Here is a 20246-nt window from a genome sequence, read left to right on the forward strand (position 1 = left end):
CCTCGTCCATGTGATTTTCTTGATATGAATTAAATCATATGTTTAAACCATTATACAATTATATAGTGAAAAATCAAACAGTCTTTAAAGACTTCTAAAGACAATTATTAAGATTTTTAAAATATTTTTCAAAAAACTATTGACAGAATCTGCAAACGGTTGCATAATAGAGATATAAAATATTTCTTAGGAGGAAATAGCTATGAAATCATGGCAAAAAGTTATCGTCAGCGGAGCAAGTCTTACACTTGCTAGTACTCTTCTAGTTGGATGTTCACAAGGTTCAAACGCTAAAAGTGAATCTGCTTCATCAGACTCAAAAACAATTAAATTATGGGTCCCAACTGGATCTAAAAAATCATACGCAGATACAGTTGCAAAATTCGAAAAAGATTCTGGCTACAAAGTAAAAGTTGTTGAATCTGAAGATCCAAAAGCACAAGAAAAAATCAAAAAAGATGCAAGTACTGCTGCTGATGTCTTCTCACTTCCTCATGACCAATTAGGTCAATTAGTTGAATCAGGTACTATTCAAGAAGTTCCTGCTAAATACACTGAAGATATCACTAAAAACGATACTGACCAAGCTATCGCTGGTGCACAATACAAAGGTAAAACTTACGGTTTCCCATTTGGTATTGAATCACAAGTTCTTTTCTACAATAAAGAAAAATTAAGTGCTGAAGATGTTAAATCATACGAATCAATTACATCAAAAGCTACTTTCGGTGGTAACTTCAAACAAGCTAATGCTTATGCTACTGGTCCTTTATTCATGTCTGTTGGTAACACATTATTTGGAGCTAACGGTGAAGATGTTAAAGGTACAAACTGGGGCAATGAAAAAGGTGCAGCTGTTCTTAAATGGATTGCAGACCAAAAAAATAACAAAGGTTTCGTAAGCTTAGATGCTAACAACGGAATGTCTAAATTTGGAGACGGTTCAGTTGCTGCATTTGAATCAGGACCATGGGACTATGCCGCTGCTCAAGAAGCTATCGGTAAAGATAAACTTGCTGTAGCTGCTTATCCAAAAGTGACTATCGGTGGTCAAGAAGTTCAACAAAAAGCTTTCTTGGGTGTTAAACTTTATGCTGTTAACCAAGCACCAGCTAAAGGTGATGCTAAACGTATCGCTGCAAGCTACAAACTTGCTTCATACTTAACAAATGCAGAAAGCCAAGAAAACCAATTCAAAACTCGTAACATCGTTCCTTCAAACAAAACAGTTCAATCTTCTGAAGAAGTTCAATCAAACGAACTTGCTAAAACTGTTATCACAATGGGATCTTCATCAGATTACACAGTTGTAATGCCAAAACTTAGCCAAATGGGTACTTTCTGGACTGAAAGTGCAGCTATCCTTAGCGATGCCTTCAACGGTAAAATTAAAGAAGGCGATTTCTTAGCTAAATTACAACAATTTGACAAAGATATTGCAGCAACTAAATAATCATTAATGACATTGAACAAGTTTGGAGTTGCTAACTATTAGATTACTCTGTTATCTTCTCCGATAGGGAGTGGATCTAAGTCTCCATTAACATAGAGATTTAGACCACTCCTACTTGTTTTTCTATAGAAAGCTATATGCTACTTAAATTTTTAAATGTTCTTAAAAATTTAAGTAACATTTTAGCGACCAGGGCATTTTTTCTGGTAAACTGTCCTAAAAGGAGAAATTTTTTATGACTGAAAAAAATTTGGCAAGGCAAGTTAGCCTTTCTGAAGCATTTAAAAAAGGTGGAGTAGATATTAAACTATCCGCATTGATTATGGGGTTTGCTAACCTTGCAAATAAACAAATTATCAAGGGACTTTTATTTCTAATCAGTGAGATTGTTTTCCTAATCGCCTTTATTAGCCAAATTATCCCAGCCTTTTCAGGTCTTATTACCTTAGGTACACAAACACAAGGGATGGTAACCAAAAACATCGATGGCATTAAAATGCAGGTTGCAGTCGATGGCGATAATTCAATGCTTATGCTTATTTTTGGATTAGCCGCTATTATTTTCTGTTTGGTTTTTGCATATATTTATTGGTGCAACCTTAAGAGTGCCCATAATCTCTACATGCTAAAAAGCCAAGGCGAAAAAATCCCAACTTTTAAAGATGATTTCATGACCTTAGCAAATGGTCGTTTCCATATGACCTTGATGGCTATTCCATTAATTGGTATTTTACTCTTCACCATCTTGCCACTTATTTACATGATTTGTTTGGCCTTTACAAACTTTGACCATAATCATTTACCGCCAAAATCACTCTTTGATTGGGTTGGACTTACTAACTTTGGTAATGTATTGACCGGACGTATGGCTGGTACTTTCTTCCCTGTCTTCTCTTGGACTTTGATTTGGGCTGTCTTTGCAACAGTAACAAACTTTTTCTTCGGTATTGTACTAGCATTACTAATCAATACTAAAGGTTTGAAATTGAAAAAAATGTGGCGAACAATTTTTGTTATTACCATCGCTGTTCCACAATTTATTTCACTTCTTATCATGCGTAACTTGCTTAATGATGAAGGACCTGTTAATGCCCTACTATACAAACTAGGTATTATCAAACACGCACTTCCATTCCTATCTGATCCAATCTGGGCGAAATTCTCAATCATATTTGTCAATATGTGGATTGGTATTCCCTTTACCATGCTAGTTGCTACTGGTATTATCATGAATTTACCGAGTGAACAAATTGAAGCGGCGGAAATCGACGGAGCAAGTAAATTCCAAATTTTCCGTTCTATCACTTTCCCACAGATTCTTTTGATCATGACACCAAACTTGATTCAACAATTTATTGGTAATATCAATAACTTTAATGTTATCTATCTCCTCACTGGTGGTGGACCAACAAACTCTGAATATTACCAAGCAGGTACGACCGATTTGCTTGTAACTTGGCTCTATAAATTAACAGTAACAGCTGCTGACTATAATTTAGCTTCCGTTATTGGTATCTTAATTTTCGCCGTTTCAGCTATCTTCAGCTTACTAGCCTATACACGTACCGCATCATACAAGGAAGGAACAGCTAAATAATGAAAAATAAACGACGCTTCCAACTTGGATTAGTTTATGCAACCCTAACAGTTTTGGCCATCATTTGGCTCTTCCCAATCGTTTGGGTAGTTCTTACAAGTTTCCGTGGTGAAGGTACAGCCTATGTCAATTACTTCATGCCTAAAACCTTTACCCTTAAAAACTATATTATGTTATTTACCAATGAGTCCTTCCCATTCGGACGGTGGTTCTTAAACACTTTCATTGTTGCAACTGCAACATGTATCATTTCAACTTTTATCACCGTAGCATGGCTTACTCACTCAGCCGGATCAAATTTAAGCATCGTAACGGATTTTTAAAATTAGCTTTAGTCTTGAATATGTTCCCAGGTTTCATGAGTATGATTGCCATCTATTATATTCTTAAAGCAATTGGCTTAACTCAGACGCTAACAGCATTAGTTTTGGTTTACTCAGCAGGTGCTGCGCTTGGTTTTTACATTGCTAAAGGATTCTTTGATACCATCCCATATTCACTAGATGAATCAGCTATGATTGATGGCGCAACACGTATGGATATCTTCTTCAAGATTACCCTCCCCTTGTCAAAACCAATCATCGTCTATACTGCTCTTCTTGCCTTTATGGGACCTTGGATTGACTTTATCTTTGCCCAAGTTATTCTAGGTGACGCCACAAGCAAGTATACCGTAGCTATTGGTCTCTTCTCAATGCTTCAACCTGATACCATAAATGAATGGTTCCGAGCATTTACAGCAGGATCAATCCTCATCGCTATCCCAATCACCCTACTCTTCATCTTTATGCAAAAATATTATGTTGAAGGCATTACAGGTGGGTCTGTTAAATAGTAAAAAAAAGAAATTACTGATGTAATTTCTTTTTTCGGCTTTATAATTTGGCTCTATAATTCTCTAGTGGGTAAATCCACAAAAGAAATTATAGGGTCTTTTTATTTTATGGAGCTGCTTTGATTACAGGATTCTTGAATTCCTTACCAGTTACATAATCTAATGCAGCCCATCTGTCTGAATAAAATTCAGGATTGAGTTTGTAGTTATAACTGTTGTGTTCAAGCTCTAAGAAGGGCTGTACAACCTTATCTACTGCTAGCCAACCATTCCAACCCATATGAATAGTATCTTCCATAAAGTAGGCTTCACCACCATTGTTAGAAAAGTCTACAATGTTGTCAAAACCTTGGGACTTCAGTTGGTACTTAATTTTATAGACTGCCTTTAAATATTTCTCTTGATCAAGTCCGGTATATTTAGCCCAATGTTGATTGACAGGTGGAATAATGAAAAGAACGTCTGTATTTTCTTTCGCAAATTCTGACAAGACTAATTGGAAATCATTGTATTCAGGTGAATTGATATAAACATTGTTGCGTTGGAAAGATTTGTATTTTCTAAGACTAGAGCCAATACGTTTTCTATAAAAGGAATTTTTTATGCCAAATGGATTATTGGAAGTGGCAACTTCCCCACGTTTAATCGCTAATTCTTCTAATCTATTGTAGGAGAATTTTTTTGGCAAGCCATTTACGCGTGGAATGATCCGATTTTCGAAATTATCCGAAGTAGCTAAGAAGCTAAACATTGATTCTTCATGCAAAGCAATGCGATATTGCAATTTTAATAGTTGTTTGTCCCAAGTAGACAAAGATTTTCCTGCAGCAACTTTTTCCAAAAGTCTAGTCTTTGAGACACCCGGATTCATAACTAGCATTCTTTTAGCCGCAAATTGTGATTCCTGATCTTGTTTAGCATGAATCAGAAATTCGAATATCTGTGATTTGGAAAGGTAGGTTTGAACTGCTCCACTATCCGTTCCTTGTGGTGTAAACCATTGTGGCGAGATGACAAAGACAGCTTTTTTATTTTTCAAATTCCCCTTCATTTGTTGCATTCCATAGTAATGGATAAGAGATTGCGATCCTCTATTACCAATTAAAAATGGCCGATAAGAACGGTGGTATTTTTCAGCAATAACTGAGGGATGCATGGAATCCATCCGACTCCACTCACTAGATCCAAAAAAGGGTACAAATTGATGTTTTGGGTCCTCAAGTGCCTGTTTTTTAATCAGACTGTTTTTAAAACTAGCATTGCTAATAGTGACAGCTGTTTTCTTTTCCGCTAGATAATCATGTGAAAGATGATTCGGAAAAGCGAATATCGTTGCTGCAACTAATATTAAGGCTAGTGTAACAGGCCCTAATACATATGCTAATTTTTTAAGCATTTTGCAGTTCCTTTACACCTTCTACGATTTTAGTAACAGTATTCCAATCTTCCCGTCCAAATTCTGATATGGGCACCTTGATGTCAAAAAGTGATTCCAATTCAACGATTAATTCAACAGTTCCAAGACTGTCTAGCACGCCAGCATCAAACAAATCCTCGTCCAACATATCGGAAACATCTTCCATAAATAGGCGGTCAAAAGCGTCAATAATTTTTTCTTCAATAGTCATGATAATTTTCCTTCTTTAGAAATGAATAGGATGGAACCAAAAATGGTCCAAGAATCCTGAGAATAATAGTAATGAGACCATTACGACATGGAATGTGAATACAATCGAGACATAATGATAGGTTTTACTGGTAAATAGGGGAGCTAGGCCTTTTTGCTTTCTTTGGCGATTGATGGTTTTCTTCCGCCTAATCCAAGCATCTGTCAGAACAAGTCCAAGCCCATGAAAAATGCCATAAGCGATATAATACCAAGTGATGCCATGCCAGAATCCCATGATGGTCATATTGACCAAATAAGCAAACCCTGACGTCACATTGCGGTTTTTAAAAACTTTATGCTTAATGAGAAAATGGACTAAACGCATAAAGACAAAATCTCTAAACCAGAAAGATAAGGTCATATGCCATCTATTCCAAAATTCTTTTAGGTTTGGTGCCAAGAAAGGTAAATGGAAATTTTCTGGAGTTTTAATGCCTAATAGGTTCGAAATCGCTATCGCAAACATGGAGTAGCCTGCAAAGTCAAAAAAGAGGTTAAGTCCATAAAGGTACATGACTAATATCAGATAAACATTGAAATAGCCACCAGTTGCAATTGTTTTTGCTTCGACTATTGGAAGAAAAACACTGCCGAGATAATAAGAAATAATAAATTTGTAAAGAAAACCAATCATGATATACTTGATTGCTTTATTAAGCATTTCAAGGTAGCTATCCCGATCAGGCAAGGTCTCATAATCTTCTTGAAAGCGTCTGTAGCGATCAATAGGACCACTAGAAAAAGTTGGTAAGAAGAGCATAAACCTTAAGAAAGTAAAGAGACTAAAATCTTTCAAAAGACCATCACGCATTTCCATAACCATTCCTATTGTCTTAAAAGTTAAATAGGAAATCCCTAAAAATGAAAAGAGTGATTGGTTTGGATGAACTAGGTTGAAGGGACTGATTTTTACGATAAACAATGGTGCAATAACTAAAATAAGAGTTAAGGCGAAAACGAAAAAATTGTCATATTTTTGTCGGTACCATTTATAGAAGAAAATCGAATAGGTTTGCCAAATAATATAAAGTAAGAACGCTTTTAGTTGGTCGGTGTGCCCTTGACCAAACATCATGGCGACAAAAACTAAAGTCACTATCAACTCATAAATGTGAAACCTTTTTTGATAAAAGAGTCCAAGGATAACTGGTAAAAGGGCAATAATTAAATATACAAAATAACTTGGATTTGAATAAGGATCTAAATAGGGAATCTGACTGAGCATTCCAATCATCGATTATTCACCTCGTTTATTAATGCTTTAATGTCGGTTTTGCCATTTGGTGTCATGGGAAGCTGATCACGATAGATGAACTTAGAAGGCATCATGTAAGTCATTATGGTATCTTTGAGTGATTCTTTGATTGCCTTTGTAACATCGATATCACGCTCAAAACTTTGACGAACACCATCTTTTAAAACAACATAGGCTAAAAGATTTTGTACCTTATGTTCCGCATTGTAACGAGGAACTGCTACTGCCGTATCTACTAAAGGAGATTGTTTCAATTGTTGTGAAACATCTTCCAATTCAATACGGTAACCACCATATTTAATTTGGAAATCTAAGCGTCCACCATAGGTTAAGACATGGTTTTCATTATAGGCTCCCAGGTCACCTGTATGATATGCTGGTTGTCCTTTATAAGTAAAGAATGCTTCCTTAGTTTTTTCTGGGTTATTAATATACCCTTTCGACACTGCTGGACCGGTAACGATAATTTCACCACTCTGGCCGTCTGCCACTTCATTTAAGTCTTCATCAAGAATGAAAGTTGGTGAATCTGGTTTAGTATAACCAATAGGAAGCCGACCTCCTTTTTCAACCATTTCTTTAGTAATTCGAATAGCTGATAATGCCACTGTAGCTTCTGTTGGTCCATAAGCATTGACAATGATTGCATCGGGGAAGCGACTCATTAATTTTTTTGCCGTTGAAACCGTTAATTCTTCTCCATCGAAGTAAAAATGCGTTAAGTTTGGCATTTTTTCTTGGCAAAAATCATCACTTAGCATGGCCATATCAACAAAAGAAGGTGTTGAAGTCCAAATGCCTACAGATAAGCTAGTAATGGCTGTAAAAAGTTGTTTGAAATTTGAAACCAATTCTTTAGGTAGAGCATACATTGTTCCCCCTAAAGCTAAAGTTGGTGCCCAATACATTACAGAAAGGTCAAATGAATAGGGAGCTGTGCCAACATTTGAGGCTTATCTGGCGTAGCAAATTCTTGATCACTAATCATCCAGTTAGTAAAACTAAGTAAGTTATCATGGGAAATTTGAACCCCTTTTGGTTTTCCAGTAGTACCAGATGTGAAGATAATATAGTAGTTTTCATCTCCCTTTACTGGGTGGCTCATTTGATAATTATTTGCTGCTTCTTTAACTTTTTCGATTTCATCAAAGCTAATAACAGGTAGACCGTTAACCTCAAAAATTAAGGGTTCTATAGCAATTACTGCACTTGGTTGACCTATTTCAATAATATCTGAAATTCTTTCAGGAGCTGAATGGACATCAACTGGGATAAATGCATGTCCAGATTTACTTAGGGCAACAAATGTTGCCATCATATCATAGGATTGAGCACCAAATACTAATATTGGTGAACCTTCTTCTAAATTAAGACTGTCAATATAGTTGGCAATACTATCGGAATCTTGTTTCAATTGACCATACGTGTGGACTTCCCCCAAACAGTTATAAACCGGAAAATCCTTTTGACTCATGGCAAGTCCTTCTATTCTTTCAATCATATCTGTAATCATTGATGATCTCCTTAAAACTCATTGTAAATAAAGGCACTTTGACCATGTCCAAGATAATCAAAGATGTAGATTAATAGAATAAAAATGAGATAGAACAAAACTGTTTTTCCAATAAATAACATCAACATTTTTCGTTTCTCGTTCATTTTCTACCTATTCCAGTCATTCTTTTTAATAATTCACTACAAAATTTTACCTTATTTTAACCTTATGAGCAAGTTAAACTTAAGATTATTAGAAATGTTATCATATTATAAAAAGAAATGAGCAATATATTTTATTCATTAGAACCCCGTAAAAAAAAGTCCTAATATTTCATAGGACTTAATTTACTCGATATTACTTAAAGCTAACTTAAATTGTCATCGATTTGAAAAAATTGATACCAACTTGTCACACAACCTATGTTTGACTCTTCAAATCTAATAGCAAGTCACGAATCTCTGCTGCCAATTCAAAATCAAGCATTTCAGCTGCTTCTTGCATTTGTTTTTGTAATTTCTTAATGGCTTCTTTCCGTTCAAGAGGTGTCATAGTAGTGTAATCAAAACCTTCTTCTGCAATTTCTGTATCATTGCCTTTCGTAATAGAAATAAGGTCGCGAATTTCTTTTTTGATGGTTTGTGGCACAATGCCATGCTTTTCGTTATAATCCATCTGAACTTGACGACGTCGAGCAGTTTCATCAATAGCCTTTTTCATAGACTCAGTCATCTTATCAGCATACATAATCACGCGCCCTTCCGAGTTTCGGGCGGCACGACCAATGGTCTGAATCAAACCACGCTCATTGCGCAAGAAACCTTCTTTATCAGCATCCAAGATAGCAACAAGAGAAACTTCTGGCACGTCAATCCCCTCACGTAAGAGGTTAATCCCAATTAAGACATCGAAAACACCCAAGCGCAAGTCCCGGATAATCTCTGTCCGTTCGAGCGTCTTAATATCACTATGCATATATTTAACCTTTACCCCCATTTCCTTAAGGTAGTCGGTCAAATCTTCCGCCATTTTCTTGGTCAAGGTTGTAATAAAGGTACGCTCGCCCTTCTCTGTTCGTAAGGTAATTTCTCCCAAGAGATCATCCATTTGTCCCATACTAGGACGTACTTCAACAATAGGATCAAGCAAACCAGTCGGACGAATAATCTGTTCGATAACCGTATCCGTTTGTTCCATTTCGTAGTCACCTGGAGTGGCAGAAACATAAATAATTTGATGAACATGGCTCTCAAATTCTTCCCGTCTCAGAGGGCGATTATCCATGGCCGAAGGCAACCTAAAGCCGTAATCGACCAGCATTTTTTTGCGTGCCTGGTCACCATTATACATCCCTTTAATCTGCCCCATAGTCATGTGACTTTCATCAATCATGATGAGGAAATCCTCCGGGAAGAAATCCAGCAGGGTATAAGGAGGTTCACCCGCGGAACGACCATCCATATGACGTGAATAGTTCTCAACCCCATTGGTGTAGCCCATTTCTCGAAGCATTTCGATATCGTATTCGGTTCTTTGTTTTAATCGCTGCGCTTCCAAAAGCTTGCCCTCGGATTCAAACAATTTTAGCTGTTCTTCCAGTTCCGCTTGAATTTTAGCAATGGACATCTCCATATGCTCATCGTTAGTCACAAAGTGAGTCGCGGGAAAAAGAACCAAATGTTCAGCTTCGCCTAAGACCTTACCCGTTAAGGATTCGATTTCACGAATCCTATCAATCTCGTCCCCGAAGAATTCAATCCGGAAAGCATGCTCATCCCGAGAAGCAGGGAAAACTTCGACCACATCTCCACGCACCCGGAAACGGCCACGTTGGAAATCAATATCATTGCGTTCGAATTGAATGTCAACCAATTGATTAAGCAATTGATCCCTTGAAATTTCTTGCCCAGGACGCAAACTAACGGCTGAATCCGCATATTCCTTTGGGGAACCCAAACCGTAAATACATGAGACAGAGGCCACGACAATGACATCGTTACGTTCTAATAAGGATGAAGTTGCTGAATGCCGTAATTTATCAATCTCGTCATTAACAGAGGAATCTTTTTCAATATAGGTATCACTTGAAGGAACATAGGCTTCTGGCTGGTAATAATCATAGTAGGAAACAAAGTATTCCACCGCATTATCAGGGAAAAACTCTTTAAATTCACCATAAAGCTGCCCAGCCAAGGTCTTGTTATGAGCAATAACCAAAGTCGGCTTATTGACACGACTAATCACCTGGCTCATGGTAAAGGTTTTTCCGGTACCAGTAGCCCCCAGCAAAATCTGAGCTTTTTCGCCACCTTCAATATTATCAACTAATTCTTCGATAGCCTTAGGCTGATCACCCGCAGCTTGGTATTTTGAAACCAAATGAAAACTATTATGTTCACGTTTATCTATCATTTTCTTATCCTTATCATTGCGCTTTTATCCTATTTTAACATAGTATTTCCTAATAATGTTTTTTGCAATACTCTTATGAGATGTTAGGTTTTCTAACATAAAAGTCGAAAAGGTTTGCTATTGTCTGAAGTTTCTGATATAATTAGGAATATTTTTTCGAAGGAGATATACATGAAGAATAAAATTAAGGTCTTAATGCTTGCTCTAGTATCACTGGGATTCATCTTTAGTGCCCAAGCAAGTGCTGAAACCATCACAGTGGTCTCAGATACAGCCTACGCTCCCTTTGAGTACAAAGATTCAGATCAAATCTACAAAGGTATTGATGTTGATATCATCAAGGAAGTTGCTAAACGCTCAAACTGGGATTACAAAATGACATACCCAGGTTTTGATGCCGCTGTTAATGCCGTTCAATCAGGTCAAGCAAAAGCTTTGATGGCAGGAACTACGATTACCGATGCCCGCAAAAAGGTCTTTAACTTCTCTGACCCTTATTATGATACAAAAATTGTAATTGCCACTCAAAAAGCAAAACCAATTCATAAATACAGTGAATTAAAAGGAAAAACAGTCGGTGTTAAAAACGGAACTGCATCGCAAAGCTTTTTAGATGAGAACAAAGATAAATATGGTTTTTCTGTTAAAACTTTTGATACCGGCGATCTTATGTACAACAGTCTTGCATCAGGTTCTATTGATGCCGTTATGGATGATGAGCCTGTTATTCAATTTGCTATCAAACAAAATCAAGATGTTGCTATCAACATGCCTGGTGAAGCCATTGGTTCCTTTGGTTTTGCCGTTAAAAAAGGTGCAGGTCATGATAAGTTAGTTAAAGATTTCAATAAATCTCTTAAAGCTATGAAAGCTGATGGCACTTACCAAAAAATCATGACAAAATGGTTAGGGGATGAGGCCCAAACAAGTTCAAAAGCAACTGGAGATGCTGCTAAAAAAGCAATTCCTAAGAAAAAATCATACAAAATTGTTGCTGACTCTTCTTTCGCTCCTTTTGAATTCCAAAACGATAATGGTAAATATGTCGGCATCGATATGGAATTGATTAAAGCAATCGCTAAAGAACAAGGTTTTACCATTGAAATTGCCAACCCAGGCTTCGATGCTGCCTTAAATGCTGTTCAATCAGGTCAAGCTGACGCCGTTATCGCTGGTATGTCTATTACTGATGAACGTCAAAAAATCTTTGATTTCTCTGACAGTTACTATACATCTAATATCTTGCTTGGTGTTAAATCAGGTTCATCTATTAAAGATTACAAAGATTTAAAAGGAAAAACTGTCGGTGCAAAAAAAGGAACTGCATCTTATGATTTCCTTGATAAAAATAAAGATAAGTATGGCTATAACCTTAAAGCCTTTGACGAAGCGTCCTCAATGTATGACAGTCTCAACTCTGGTTCCATCGTTGCTTTAATGGACGACGAAGCTATTTTAAAATACTCCATCCAACAAGGTCGAAAATTTGACACACCTATCAAAGGTGAACCTTCTGGGGAATATGGCTTTGCCGTTAAAAAAGGAACAAATCTAGAATTAATTGAGATGTTTAATAATGGATTAGCTGCACTTAAAGAATCTGGTAAATACAAAGCAATCCTCAATAAGTATTTAGCATCTGAAAAAGAAGCTAAGTCAGCTAATGCTATTGATGAAACCAACATGTTTGGACTACTTTCAAATAACTACAAACAATTGCTTGCGGGTCTTGGAACTACTCTAAGCTTAACCCTTATTTCCTTTGCTATTGCCCTCTTAATCGGTGTTATCTTTGGGATGATGGCCGTTTCACCAAGCAAAGCACTTAGAATGACATCATCAGTTTTTGTCGATGTTGTCCGTGGTATTCCTTTAATGATTGTAGCTGCGTTCATTTTCTGGGGTATTCCAAACTTGATTGAAAGCATGACAGGTCATCAATCACCAATCAATGACTTTGTAGCAGCAACTATCGCACTCTCACTTAATGGTGGAGCCTATATTGCTGAGATTGTTCGTGGTGGTATTGAAGCCGTTCCATTAGGACAAATGGAAGCCAGCCGAAGCTTGGGTATTCCTTATAAAGTTACTATGAGAAAAGTTATCTTGCCACAAGCAATTAAAGTGATGCTCCCTAACTTTATTAACCAATTCGTTATTTCATTGAAAGATACAACTATCGTTTCAGCAATTGGTTTAGTAGAACTTTTCCAAACAGGTAAAATTATTATTGCCCGTAACTACCAATCTTTTAGAATGTACGCAATCCTAGCAATCATCTATTTAGTCATGATTACGCTATTAACCCGATTAGCTAAACGCTTAGAAAAGAGGCTTAACTAATGGCAGAATTAAAAATTGATGTCCAAGATTTACACAAATACTATGGTCAAAATGAAGTCTTAAAAGGGATAGATGCCAAATTTTATGAAGGCGATGTTGTTTGTATCATTGGTCCTTCAGGTTCTGGTAAGTCAACCTTCCTAAGAACCCTAAATTTACTTGAATCAATTACAATGGGTAAAGTCGTTGTTGATGGATTCGAATTATCAGATTCAAAGACAAACATTGACAGAGCGCGTGAAAACATTGGAATGGTATTCCAACATTTCAACCTCTTCCCTCATATGACTGTTATCGAAAACATTATGTTCGGTCCAGTGGAATTGGGAAAAGAAAGTAAAGAATCCGCTAAATCCCATGCTATGGAATTGTTGGAAAAAGTTGGTCTTGCTGACAAAGCAGACGCTTATCCAGCAAGCCTATCAGGTGGACAAAAACAACGTGTGGCAATTGCTCGAAGCTTAGCATGAACCCTGATATCATGCTCTTCGATGAACCGACTTCAGCACTTGACCCTGAGATGGTTGGAGACGTATTGAACGTTATGCGTGATTTAGCACAACAGGGAATGACCATGTTGATTGTTACCCATGAAATGGGCTTCGCAAGACAAGTTGCTAACCGTGTCATCTTTACAGATGGCGGACAGTTCTTAGAAGACGGAACACCTGAAGAAATTTTCGACCATCCAAAACACCCACGTTTAATCGAATTCCTAGATAAAGTATTAAACGTCTAATAAAGAGCCCAAAAAACCAGTAAAGGTAATTCCTTTACTGGTTTTTTGTCTTCTAATCTCTTGGTTTTCTAGCAAGAGGATTGCTATGACTAGTTTTTCTTTTTAATAAGAGTCCAAACTGCTTGTAAAAGACCACCAATTAACATAGCCATTCCGACTAATGTCAACGGATTTTGACTTTCAGCAGTTTCTGGTAAATAGTCTTCTTTTATCTCGATCAGAGAAGGATAATCTTCAGATATTTTTGCTTTTGCAGGATTAAGCTCTTGAATTTTTTCTTTTTCAATTAAGTTGTCTTTGCTTACTTCAACTTCTATTCTTGGAAGGATTTCCTTGTTTGAATCTTTAGGTGATTTTTTATCCTCAAAGCTTGGATTTATCAGTGGTAATTGCGCTTGCTTTGGCTGATTTTCTCCTTGACTTTTCTCTTCAAGAATTGACTGGTCTTCTTTATCTGGTTTTACAATTAATTCATTATTTTTCTCTGGTTTTTGTTTTAATAATTGCGATAATTTGATCACACTAAAATTACCTGCCCAATCTTCTCTGATAAAGTAAAAATTATCTCCATTTTCAAGAATGATAGGAATCATTTCACCACTTAATTCATCCTCTATTTCTTCTGGCAAAACATAGTCACCATTTTTATCTTTTTCAAATGCAATAAAATTAGGCTCCTCACTTCCATATTTTAAATAAAGACGGTCACGGTAAATTTCTTGAGTCGGCTTATCGCCTGTTTCGACTAATTCAATGCGTCTTTCAGCAAGATGTAAAATAGCTTTTTCTGGAAGTTTTGCTGGTGTCAAATCTACTAGGATTGAAAAATCTTGTGATTGCTGTTTAGCTCCTTCTGCTACTGGGGTATAGGAGAAACGATAAATATATGTTCCTTCTGGAACAGTATTTCCTGAGGAATCTTTTCCATCCCATGTAGTTTTCTCCATAAAACTTTCTTTAATATCACTTGTATTCACATCTTTTCGAGCACATTCTGTTACAGGACTTTCCCAAATTGGATGATCAAAGTTGTCACTTGCAAAAACTTGTGCCTTGATGTCTTTAACATTTCTTAGAAAGACACCTCTAAAGGCAACTTTATCCATGTTATTATCACCATTGGGTGAAATGGTTAAAATAGGTTTCCCATTTACCAAACGGAATCGACGAACAGTATTACCTCCCTCTTTTGCATAGGACCCAAGGTAATCTGTGCTATCAACTTCAGAAGCCATTTCTGTTGAGAAACCTTCTAATTTACTGCCTTCAACTAAGGACCATGGGGTAAATGTTGTCATGAGACCAGTCAGGTACTTCTCTTTAATCTGCTGAACACTATCTAGTTCAAAGTCAAGAGGATCTTGACCTTCTTTAGGACTATAATAAAAAGTACCGCTTAAACTATGGTATATAGGGGTATCAAGTGCTTCTAAATCGGCAAAACGACCTTTAAAACCTAAGAAAGGAATAGAAATCTTTTCAGCTTCTCCATCTTGTGACTGTACATGGACGAAACCATCAAGAAAATAACCATTTTCCATTACCTCTTTTAGCTTTTGATCATAGGCACTGACATCGACATTCAGTGTCATTTCAATCGTTTCTTTTGGCCCAATTTTGACATTGGTTTTAGCCGTTTGATAAAGCTCCTGCGATTCTAATGTGAATCGCCCACTTTCAGTTTTATCTGTCAATATACTTGCATAATAAGTAAGTGTTTTTTCTTTGTCACTTAAATTATGTAAGTAAGCTTTTATGGTAAACTGATTCCCCACATCGCCAAGATGAATTTTTGCTAATCCTGAAGGTCCTGTTAGGTAGAGTTCAGACTCAAGGGCCTTTTTGGCGTTAATTGCCCCTGCACCTTGCTGGCGAGGAGAATAATATGACTTAGTCTCCGGATTTATTATCGGACTTGCCGTCGACATCAAGATGTTTTTGACTAATAAGAGTTGCTCTTTGGGACTAAGATGGGGGTATGTTTTTCGAATATGCCCTTGCAATAATAAAATAATCCCTGCTGCATGCGGACTAGCTACACTTGTTCCCGACATTTTGTCATAGTCATTGCAATAGTCGGAGAATAAATCTCATAGCCTGGAGCAGCTAAATCAGGCTTCATCATTCCGTCGGTCGATAGCCCCCAACTTGAAAAGTCTGCCATTTGTCTACCACTAGGAACAAAAGTGACTTGTTTATCATTTGAAAAACTAACCTTTGCCCCTTCCAAAGATTTCAGACTTTCTGCATCTTCTCGACTAATAAACCCCATTGGCATTGCTCCACTGTAAGATAAGGGAATGAGAGGCTTATTGTAGGTCCTGTGGTGTACAAGGACTCCTCTTGCACCTAATTGTTGTGCTTGGCTTGCTAAATCATTAGAGGAACTGACATGGTCATAGCTGATGATGATAACTTTATCTTTAAGGCTATCTTTTTCAGCAACTTGAAGACCATTATCTAAAAATACTAGAGAGAAGGGCTCCTTTGTCGGAAAGGGACTTGCCATACTCACCGGAATTGCTTTACTTTCAGTTGAAGTCTGGACGGTCATCACATGATTCAATGACTCTTGTGGAACATATGCTGCAATGGTTAGCACATTATCGTTAGTCGCTGGTGTTCCTATCACACCAAAATCAGGATTTTTTGCCAATGGCTTAACATCTTTTCCACCCATAGCAAAGTCATTTCCCGCAGCTACAACAATGGCGATACCTTTTTCGTTTGCCAGTTCAAGTGCTTTTTTTAACTCTTCTTGCATGTCAAAACTTGACCTCCCCATATTTCCAAGACTGAGGTTAATTGTACTTGCACCAAGGGCGATAGCATCTTGAATAGCTTTAGCATATAGTTTCTCTCGTAAAGCAAGAGAATCCTTAACATCTACTTTTAAAAGAGTAACTGTGCCTCAGGCGCAGTTCCCTGCATTTGGATGACATTTTCTTTTTGTTTAAGATTATTTCCGACTGCAATTCCAGCGACATGGGTACCATGATATTTATTTTCTTTATGAGCATTATCACTAGTTACTTCTTGACTGTAATCATGAAAAAATGGGACTTTTTCATTTACCCATTTTCCGCTCTTCACATTAACCTCTTTTTTTCTACTTTCAATCGTTTTTTCATCAGGGTAAGTTAAGTTATCAGCATTTTCTATCTGTAACATGCCATGTTCTAGCTCAATTCCAGAATCAATGACAGCCATTAATCCCCCTTTACCTTTACCACTTTCTTGCCATAGGTCTTTAAGATTTGAAGGGTCTACTTGATCGATTAAAGGTCTTCTTTCACTTTCCTCATAGCTACTCTTTTCATCACTATTCTCTTGATTTAATGGCAAATGGTCATCTTGCGAAGGAGCCTGTACTGACAAGCTGACTTCATCAATTGTGGTATTTTTAGGCTCTGTCAGATGACTTTCATCAGCTGAAACACTTAAGACAGATGTTGATAAAACTGCCGTAGCCAGTAAAGTCATTTGTAAGACTTTAGCTTTATTATTAGAAATTCTTTTATTCATCTATTTACCTCACTAATATATATGTGCAACATGATATAACATTATAAAATAGATTTGAGGTTGATGAGTAGGTTAAAATATTGAAGGTCCTTTAAAATCTTGACCTTTTTTCAAAAGAATTTTCTCAGATTGAAGCCTTGTTTATCTTACTCATCTACTGCAAATCTTGCAGTAATTGACTGATTTTGCTACAATAAACTTAATAATATTCGGAGGTATAGGAGCCATGAACAACTAAAAAACTTTTTTGAGAGATGCATCTTTTCAAGTTAAGTTTTTTAGTCTGCTCTTATTTAAGCAAGTATTTTTTATACTGCCTATTTTTTGTCGCAAACTTTCTACTTTTCTTGTTAAGGTAGAAAGTTTTTTTGGTCTCTCAAATAGAAAGCTTACTATTCTTAAGTCAAAATTATTAAAGGAGATCCTATGCTACAAATTAAAAACTTATCATTTACCCATCTGAAAGACCTTTCCCAACTTCTCAATCAATTGAGTCTAACCATTCATTCAGGTGATAAAGTTGCCATCATCGGTGAAGAAGGAACAGGCAAATCGAATTTATTAAAATACTTATACAATCCCAATTGCATTGAGGATTATCTCCAAGTATCAGGTCAAGTATTTTCTGATTACAATAAAGTCCTCTATTTGCCACAAGAGTTAGAAAGCGAAACTGCTGCTAAAAGCATATCAGACTACATTTACAATGAAGAGGATTTGGCCCATCTTGATTTCAATTCTTTCTTCCAATTAGCTCAAGCCTGTCATTTCAATTTGGACTTATTGGATAAAGAAGATATCAGTCTTGTAGATCTATCTGGTGGGGAAAGGATTAAACTACAGGTCATTAAAGCCCTAGCCATGAATCCTGATTGTCTACTTTTAGATGAACCCTCTAGTGATTTGGATTTAGATACTCTGATTTGGCTAGAGAAAATGATTAGCGAGACTGACCAAACAGTCATCTTTATCTCTCATGATGAGGCCTTTTTATCCTCTTGTGCCACTGCAGTATTGCATCTTGAATTAACCCAAAAACGTCGGAAACCTAAGTGGACTTTCTTCAAAGGTTCTTACCCAGATTACAAAAATCATAGACAAGAAGAATATGATAAACAGCTACAAATCGCCACTAAAGAGCGCGACGATTTTCAAAAAAAGGAAGCCAAGCAGAAACGCATCCAATCAAGTCTCCACCACCAATTGAATGCAACTAAAGACTCTACTGCTGGTCGACTTTTAGCTAAAAAAATGAAAAATATTAAATCTCAAGAACGCAAATTGAGCATTGTTAAAGAAGAATTGACTGAAATCCCAGATCAATTAGAAAGTATTTCTCTATTTTTCTCCAATATTGAGCAATTAGCCTCCAACAAAACACTCCTGCACTGGGAAAATCGCCAACTGAAAACGGGTCAAAAAATCAATCTTCTTATTCGGGGGCAAGACAAAATTGTCATCACAGGTGATAATGGGATTGGTAAAAGCCGATTATTAAAAGAAATTGTGGCTGAATTAAGTCAGAAAGCCAGCTTTTCATGGTCCTATATGCCTCAAAATTATGACGACTTAATGTCTACAGATGAAAAGGTACTGGATTTCCTAGCCTTTGATGATCAAGAAAAGGCTCGTAGTCTCTTAGCTAGCTTACAATTTACGCGGGAAGAAATTAACCATGAAACGAGCCAGCTCTCTGGGGGCAGAAGGCAAAATTATTTTTAGCCAAAATGGTTCTCCATAAGTCGCAACTCTTAATTTTAGATGAACCGACACGTCATTTTTCGCCGACAAGTCAACCTTTAGCAAGGGACTTATTTGCACATTTTCCAGGTGCAATTATTAGCGTGTCACATGATCGTGCATTCATTGAACAGGATTATCTGAAAAAGTACCATTTAAATACAAGCAACCTCCTTTAAAGACTATTGACATAAGCTTTCTGCTGTGTTTGAATATTCTTATGGCAAAGTTTAACTATTTTACAACATTTGAGTGGTCACTTTGGTTTTTTTCCATCGCAACCATATTATCTTCCTACCTCTTTTTTCACCAATCAAATCTTTTAGCCCTATCAGCTTCTTTAATCGGAGCTTCGGCATTGATCTTTTTAGCAAAGGCAAATCCTTTAGGACAAGGACTTTTTCTCGTCTTTTCAGTTCTTTATGCCTATATCTCATTAAAAAACCAATACTTTGGTGAAGTCTTGGTCTACTTTACAATGACTCTTCCTATGGACATTCTTGCCTTATCCTCTTGGCTAAGTCACCCATTTATGGGGAGGAAATCACAAGTGCTTATTAGTCACCTAAGCATCAAAGATATTTATCTGGTTAGTTTTCTAAGCTTTCTAGTAACGGTAATCTTTTATTTTGTCTTAGGGATTTTTCACACCTCCTTCCTTTTAATTTCAACTTTGTCCATCACAACGACTTTTGCTGCGACCTTTTTATCCTATAAGAGAAGTCCCTACTTTGCTTTAATATTTGCCATCAATGATATTGTCTTAATCATTCTTTGGCTTTTAGAAGCCAATACTATCAGCAGTCATTTTTCAGTTGCCATTTGTTATGCTGTTTTTCTAATGAATGATATCTACACATTTTTTAACTGGATACGACTACACTCTCACCAGGAAAATATTATTAAAAAGGATAGGGTATAATGGCACTGAATCCCTAAAATGAGACAAAAGAAAAACACTCCTGTTGAAATCTAGTATGATATGTACCCAGAATCCTGGACACATACTTATAAACTAGGCAGAACCCATGGATGTCATCCTGTATTGTACAGGAGGCATCCATTTTGTTTTTGCCTGAATTCTTTTGTTATTGTAATAATCAATATATTCCTCAACTGCTCTTGAGAATTCTTCAAATGAAGAATAGTCTTTCTCATAGCCATAATACATCTCATTTTTTAA

13 protein-coding genes and 4 pseudogenes are annotated in these 20246 nt (G+C 36.6%); 7 read left to right on the forward strand and 10 right to left on the reverse strand.

Annotation, left to right across the window (positions count from 1 at the left end):
• Positions 1-202: 202 nt before the first annotated feature.
• The 3 genes and pseudogenes from AT575_RS04715 (at position 203) to AT575_RS04725 (ending at position 3885) form a co-directional block, all read left to right on the forward strand.
• A complete protein-coding gene (locus AT575_RS04715) occupies positions 203-1453 on the forward strand; it encodes an extracellular solute-binding protein (protein WP_102777381.1) in 1251 nt (416 codons plus the stop codon).
• A gap of 235 nt (positions 1454-1688) precedes the next feature.
• Positions 1689-3050, forward strand: coding sequence for a carbohydrate ABC transporter permease (locus AT575_RS04720; RefSeq protein WP_102777382.1), 1362 nt, complete (start codon positions 1689-1691; stop codon positions 3048-3050).
• A pseudogene (locus AT575_RS04725) lies at positions 3050-3885 on the forward strand (sugar ABC transporter permease). The gene AT575_RS04720 and the pseudogene AT575_RS04725 overlap by 1 nt, the downstream one beginning before the upstream one ends.
• Positions 3886-3991: 106 nt before the next feature.
• On the opposite strand, the gene dltD reads toward AT575_RS04725, so the two are convergent.
• The 6 genes and pseudogenes from dltD to uvrB form a co-directional block, all read right to left on the reverse strand.
• The gene (gene dltD / locus AT575_RS04730) at positions 3992-5281 is read right to left on the reverse strand and encodes a D-alanyl-lipoteichoic acid biosynthesis protein DltD (protein WP_102777383.1); all 1290 of its coding nucleotides are present in this window, start codon (positions 5279-5281) and stop codon (positions 3992-3994) included.
• Positions 5274-5513: a D-alanine--poly(phosphoribitol) ligase subunit DltC gene (gene dltC / locus AT575_RS04735; protein WP_071792887.1), complete on the reverse strand. Its 240-nt coding sequence runs from the start codon at positions 5511-5513 to the stop codon at positions 5274-5276. The genes dltD and dltC overlap by 8 nt, the downstream gene beginning before the upstream one ends.
• Before the next feature lie 15 nt (positions 5514-5528).
• On the reverse strand, positions 5529-6788 hold the full coding sequence (gene dltB / locus AT575_RS04740; protein WP_102777384.1) for a D-alanyl-lipoteichoic acid biosynthesis protein DltB: 1260 nt from the start codon (positions 6786-6788) through the stop codon (positions 5529-5531).
• Positions 6785-8322, reverse strand: a pseudogene (gene dltA, locus AT575_RS04745) (D-alanine--poly(phosphoribitol) ligase subunit DltA). Before dltA ends, dltB begins: the two are co-directional and overlap by 4 nt.
• Positions 8323-8333: 11 nt before the next feature.
• Positions 8334-8468, reverse strand: a complete 135-nt coding sequence (locus tag AT575_RS04750; RefSeq protein ID WP_102777385.1) for a teichoic acid D-Ala incorporation-associated protein DltX — start codon at positions 8466-8468, stop codon at positions 8334-8336.
• A 256-nt stretch (positions 8469-8724) separates the two neighbouring features.
• On the reverse strand, positions 8725-10716 hold the full coding sequence (uvrB, locus tag AT575_RS04755; protein ID WP_102777386.1) for an excinuclease ABC subunit UvrB: 1992 nt from the start codon (positions 10714-10716) through the stop codon (positions 8725-8727).
• Between the two features lie 171 nt (positions 10717-10887).
• On the opposite strand from uvrB, the gene AT575_RS04760 reads away from it, so the two are divergent.
• Complete coding sequence (locus AT575_RS04760) at positions 10888-13059, forward strand: ABC transporter substrate-binding protein/permease (RefSeq protein ID WP_102777387.1); 2172 nt, start codon at positions 10888-10890, stop codon at positions 13057-13059.
• Positions 13059-13798, forward strand: a pseudogene (locus tag AT575_RS04765) (amino acid ABC transporter ATP-binding protein). Before AT575_RS04760 ends, AT575_RS04765 begins: the two are co-directional and overlap by 1 nt.
• Before the next feature lie 89 nt (positions 13799-13887).
• Here AT575_RS04765 and AT575_RS10800 read toward each other — a convergent pair.
• From AT575_RS10800 to AT575_RS10810, 3 genes are read right to left on the reverse strand one after another with little or no spacing between them, the layout of a single operon-like run.
• Positions 13888-15852, reverse strand: a complete 1965-nt coding sequence (locus AT575_RS10800) for an Fn3-like domain-containing protein (protein WP_483883547.1) — start codon at positions 15850-15852, stop codon at positions 13888-13890.
• A complete protein-coding gene (locus AT575_RS10805; protein ID WP_483883548.1) occupies positions 15834-16637 on the reverse strand; it encodes a S8 family serine peptidase in 804 nt (267 codons plus the stop codon). Before AT575_RS10805 ends, AT575_RS10800 begins: the two co-directional genes overlap by 19 nt.
• Before the next feature lie 53 nt (positions 16638-16690).
• On the reverse strand, positions 16691-17323 hold the full coding sequence (locus AT575_RS10810) for a S8 family serine peptidase (protein ID WP_245871460.1): 633 nt from the start codon (positions 17321-17323) through the stop codon (positions 16691-16693).
• A 426-nt stretch (positions 17324-17749) separates the two neighbouring features.
• On the opposite strand from AT575_RS10810, the pseudogene AT575_RS04775 reads away from it, so the two are divergent.
• Together AT575_RS04775 and pnuC are read left to right on the forward strand one after the other, a co-directional pair.
• A pseudogene (locus AT575_RS04775) lies at positions 17750-19242 on the forward strand (ATP-binding cassette domain-containing protein).
• Positions 19243-19283: 41 nt separating this feature from the next.
• The gene (pnuC, locus tag AT575_RS04780) at positions 19284-19985 is read left to right on the forward strand and encodes a nicotinamide riboside transporter PnuC (protein ID WP_102777388.1); all 702 of its coding nucleotides are present in this window, start codon (positions 19284-19286) and stop codon (positions 19983-19985) included.
• 93 nt (positions 19986-20078) lie between these two features.
• Here pnuC and AT575_RS11075 read toward each other — a convergent pair whose 3' ends face one another.
• Positions 20079-20234: an IS3 family transposase gene (locus AT575_RS11075; protein ID WP_102777389.1), complete on the reverse strand. Its 156-nt coding sequence runs from the start codon at positions 20232-20234 to the stop codon at positions 20079-20081.
• Positions 20235-20246: the final 12 nt, after the last annotated feature.

Origin of the sequence: Streptococcus penaeicida (assembly GCF_002887775.1) — a bacterium.
GTDB classification, from domain to species: Bacteria; Bacillota; Bacilli; order Lactobacillales; family Streptococcaceae; genus Streptococcus; species Streptococcus penaeicida.

Bases quoted from the DNA above. Each gene is read 5' to 3' on its own strand.
- AT575_RS04715 (WP_102777381.1), top strand. From the start codon at position 203: ATGAAATCATGGCAAAAAGTTATCGTCAGCGGAGCAAGTCTTACACTT.
- AT575_RS04720 (WP_102777382.1), top strand. From the start codon at position 1,689: ATGACTGAAAAAAATTTGGCAAGGCAAGTTAGCCTTTCTGAAGCATTT.
- dltD (WP_102777383.1), bottom strand. From the start codon at position 5,281: ATGCTTAAAAAATTAGCATATGTATTAGGGCCTGTTACACTAGCCTTA.
- dltC (WP_071792887.1), bottom strand. From the start codon at position 5,513: ATGACTATTGAAGAAAAAATTATTGACGCTTTTGACCGCCTATTTATG.
- dltB (WP_102777384.1), bottom strand. From the start codon at position 6,788: ATGATTGGAATGCTCAGTCAGATTCCCTATTTAGATCCTTATTCAAAT.
- AT575_RS04750 (WP_102777385.1), bottom strand. From the start codon at position 8,468: ATGAACGAGAAACGAAAAATGTTGATGTTATTTATTGGAAAAACAGTT.
- uvrB (WP_102777386.1), bottom strand. From the start codon at position 10,716: ATGATAGATAAACGTGAACATAATAGTTTTCATTTGGTTTCAAAATAC.
- AT575_RS04760 (WP_102777387.1), top strand. From the start codon at position 10,888: ATGAAGAATAAAATTAAGGTCTTAATGCTTGCTCTAGTATCACTGGGA.
- AT575_RS10800 (WP_483883547.1), bottom strand. From the start codon at position 15,852: ATGTCGGGAACAAGTGTAGCTAGTCCGCATGCAGCAGGGATTATTTTA.
- AT575_RS10810 (WP_245871460.1), bottom strand. From the start codon at position 17,323: ATGAATAAAAGAATTTCTAATAATAAAGCTAAAGTCTTACAAATGACT.
- pnuC (WP_102777388.1), top strand. From the start codon at position 19,284: ATGGCAAAGTTTAACTATTTTACAACATTTGAGTGGTCACTTTGGTTT.
- AT575_RS11075 (WP_102777389.1), bottom strand. From the start codon at position 20,234: ATGTATTATGGCTATGAGAAAGACTATTCTTCATTTGAAGAATTCTCA.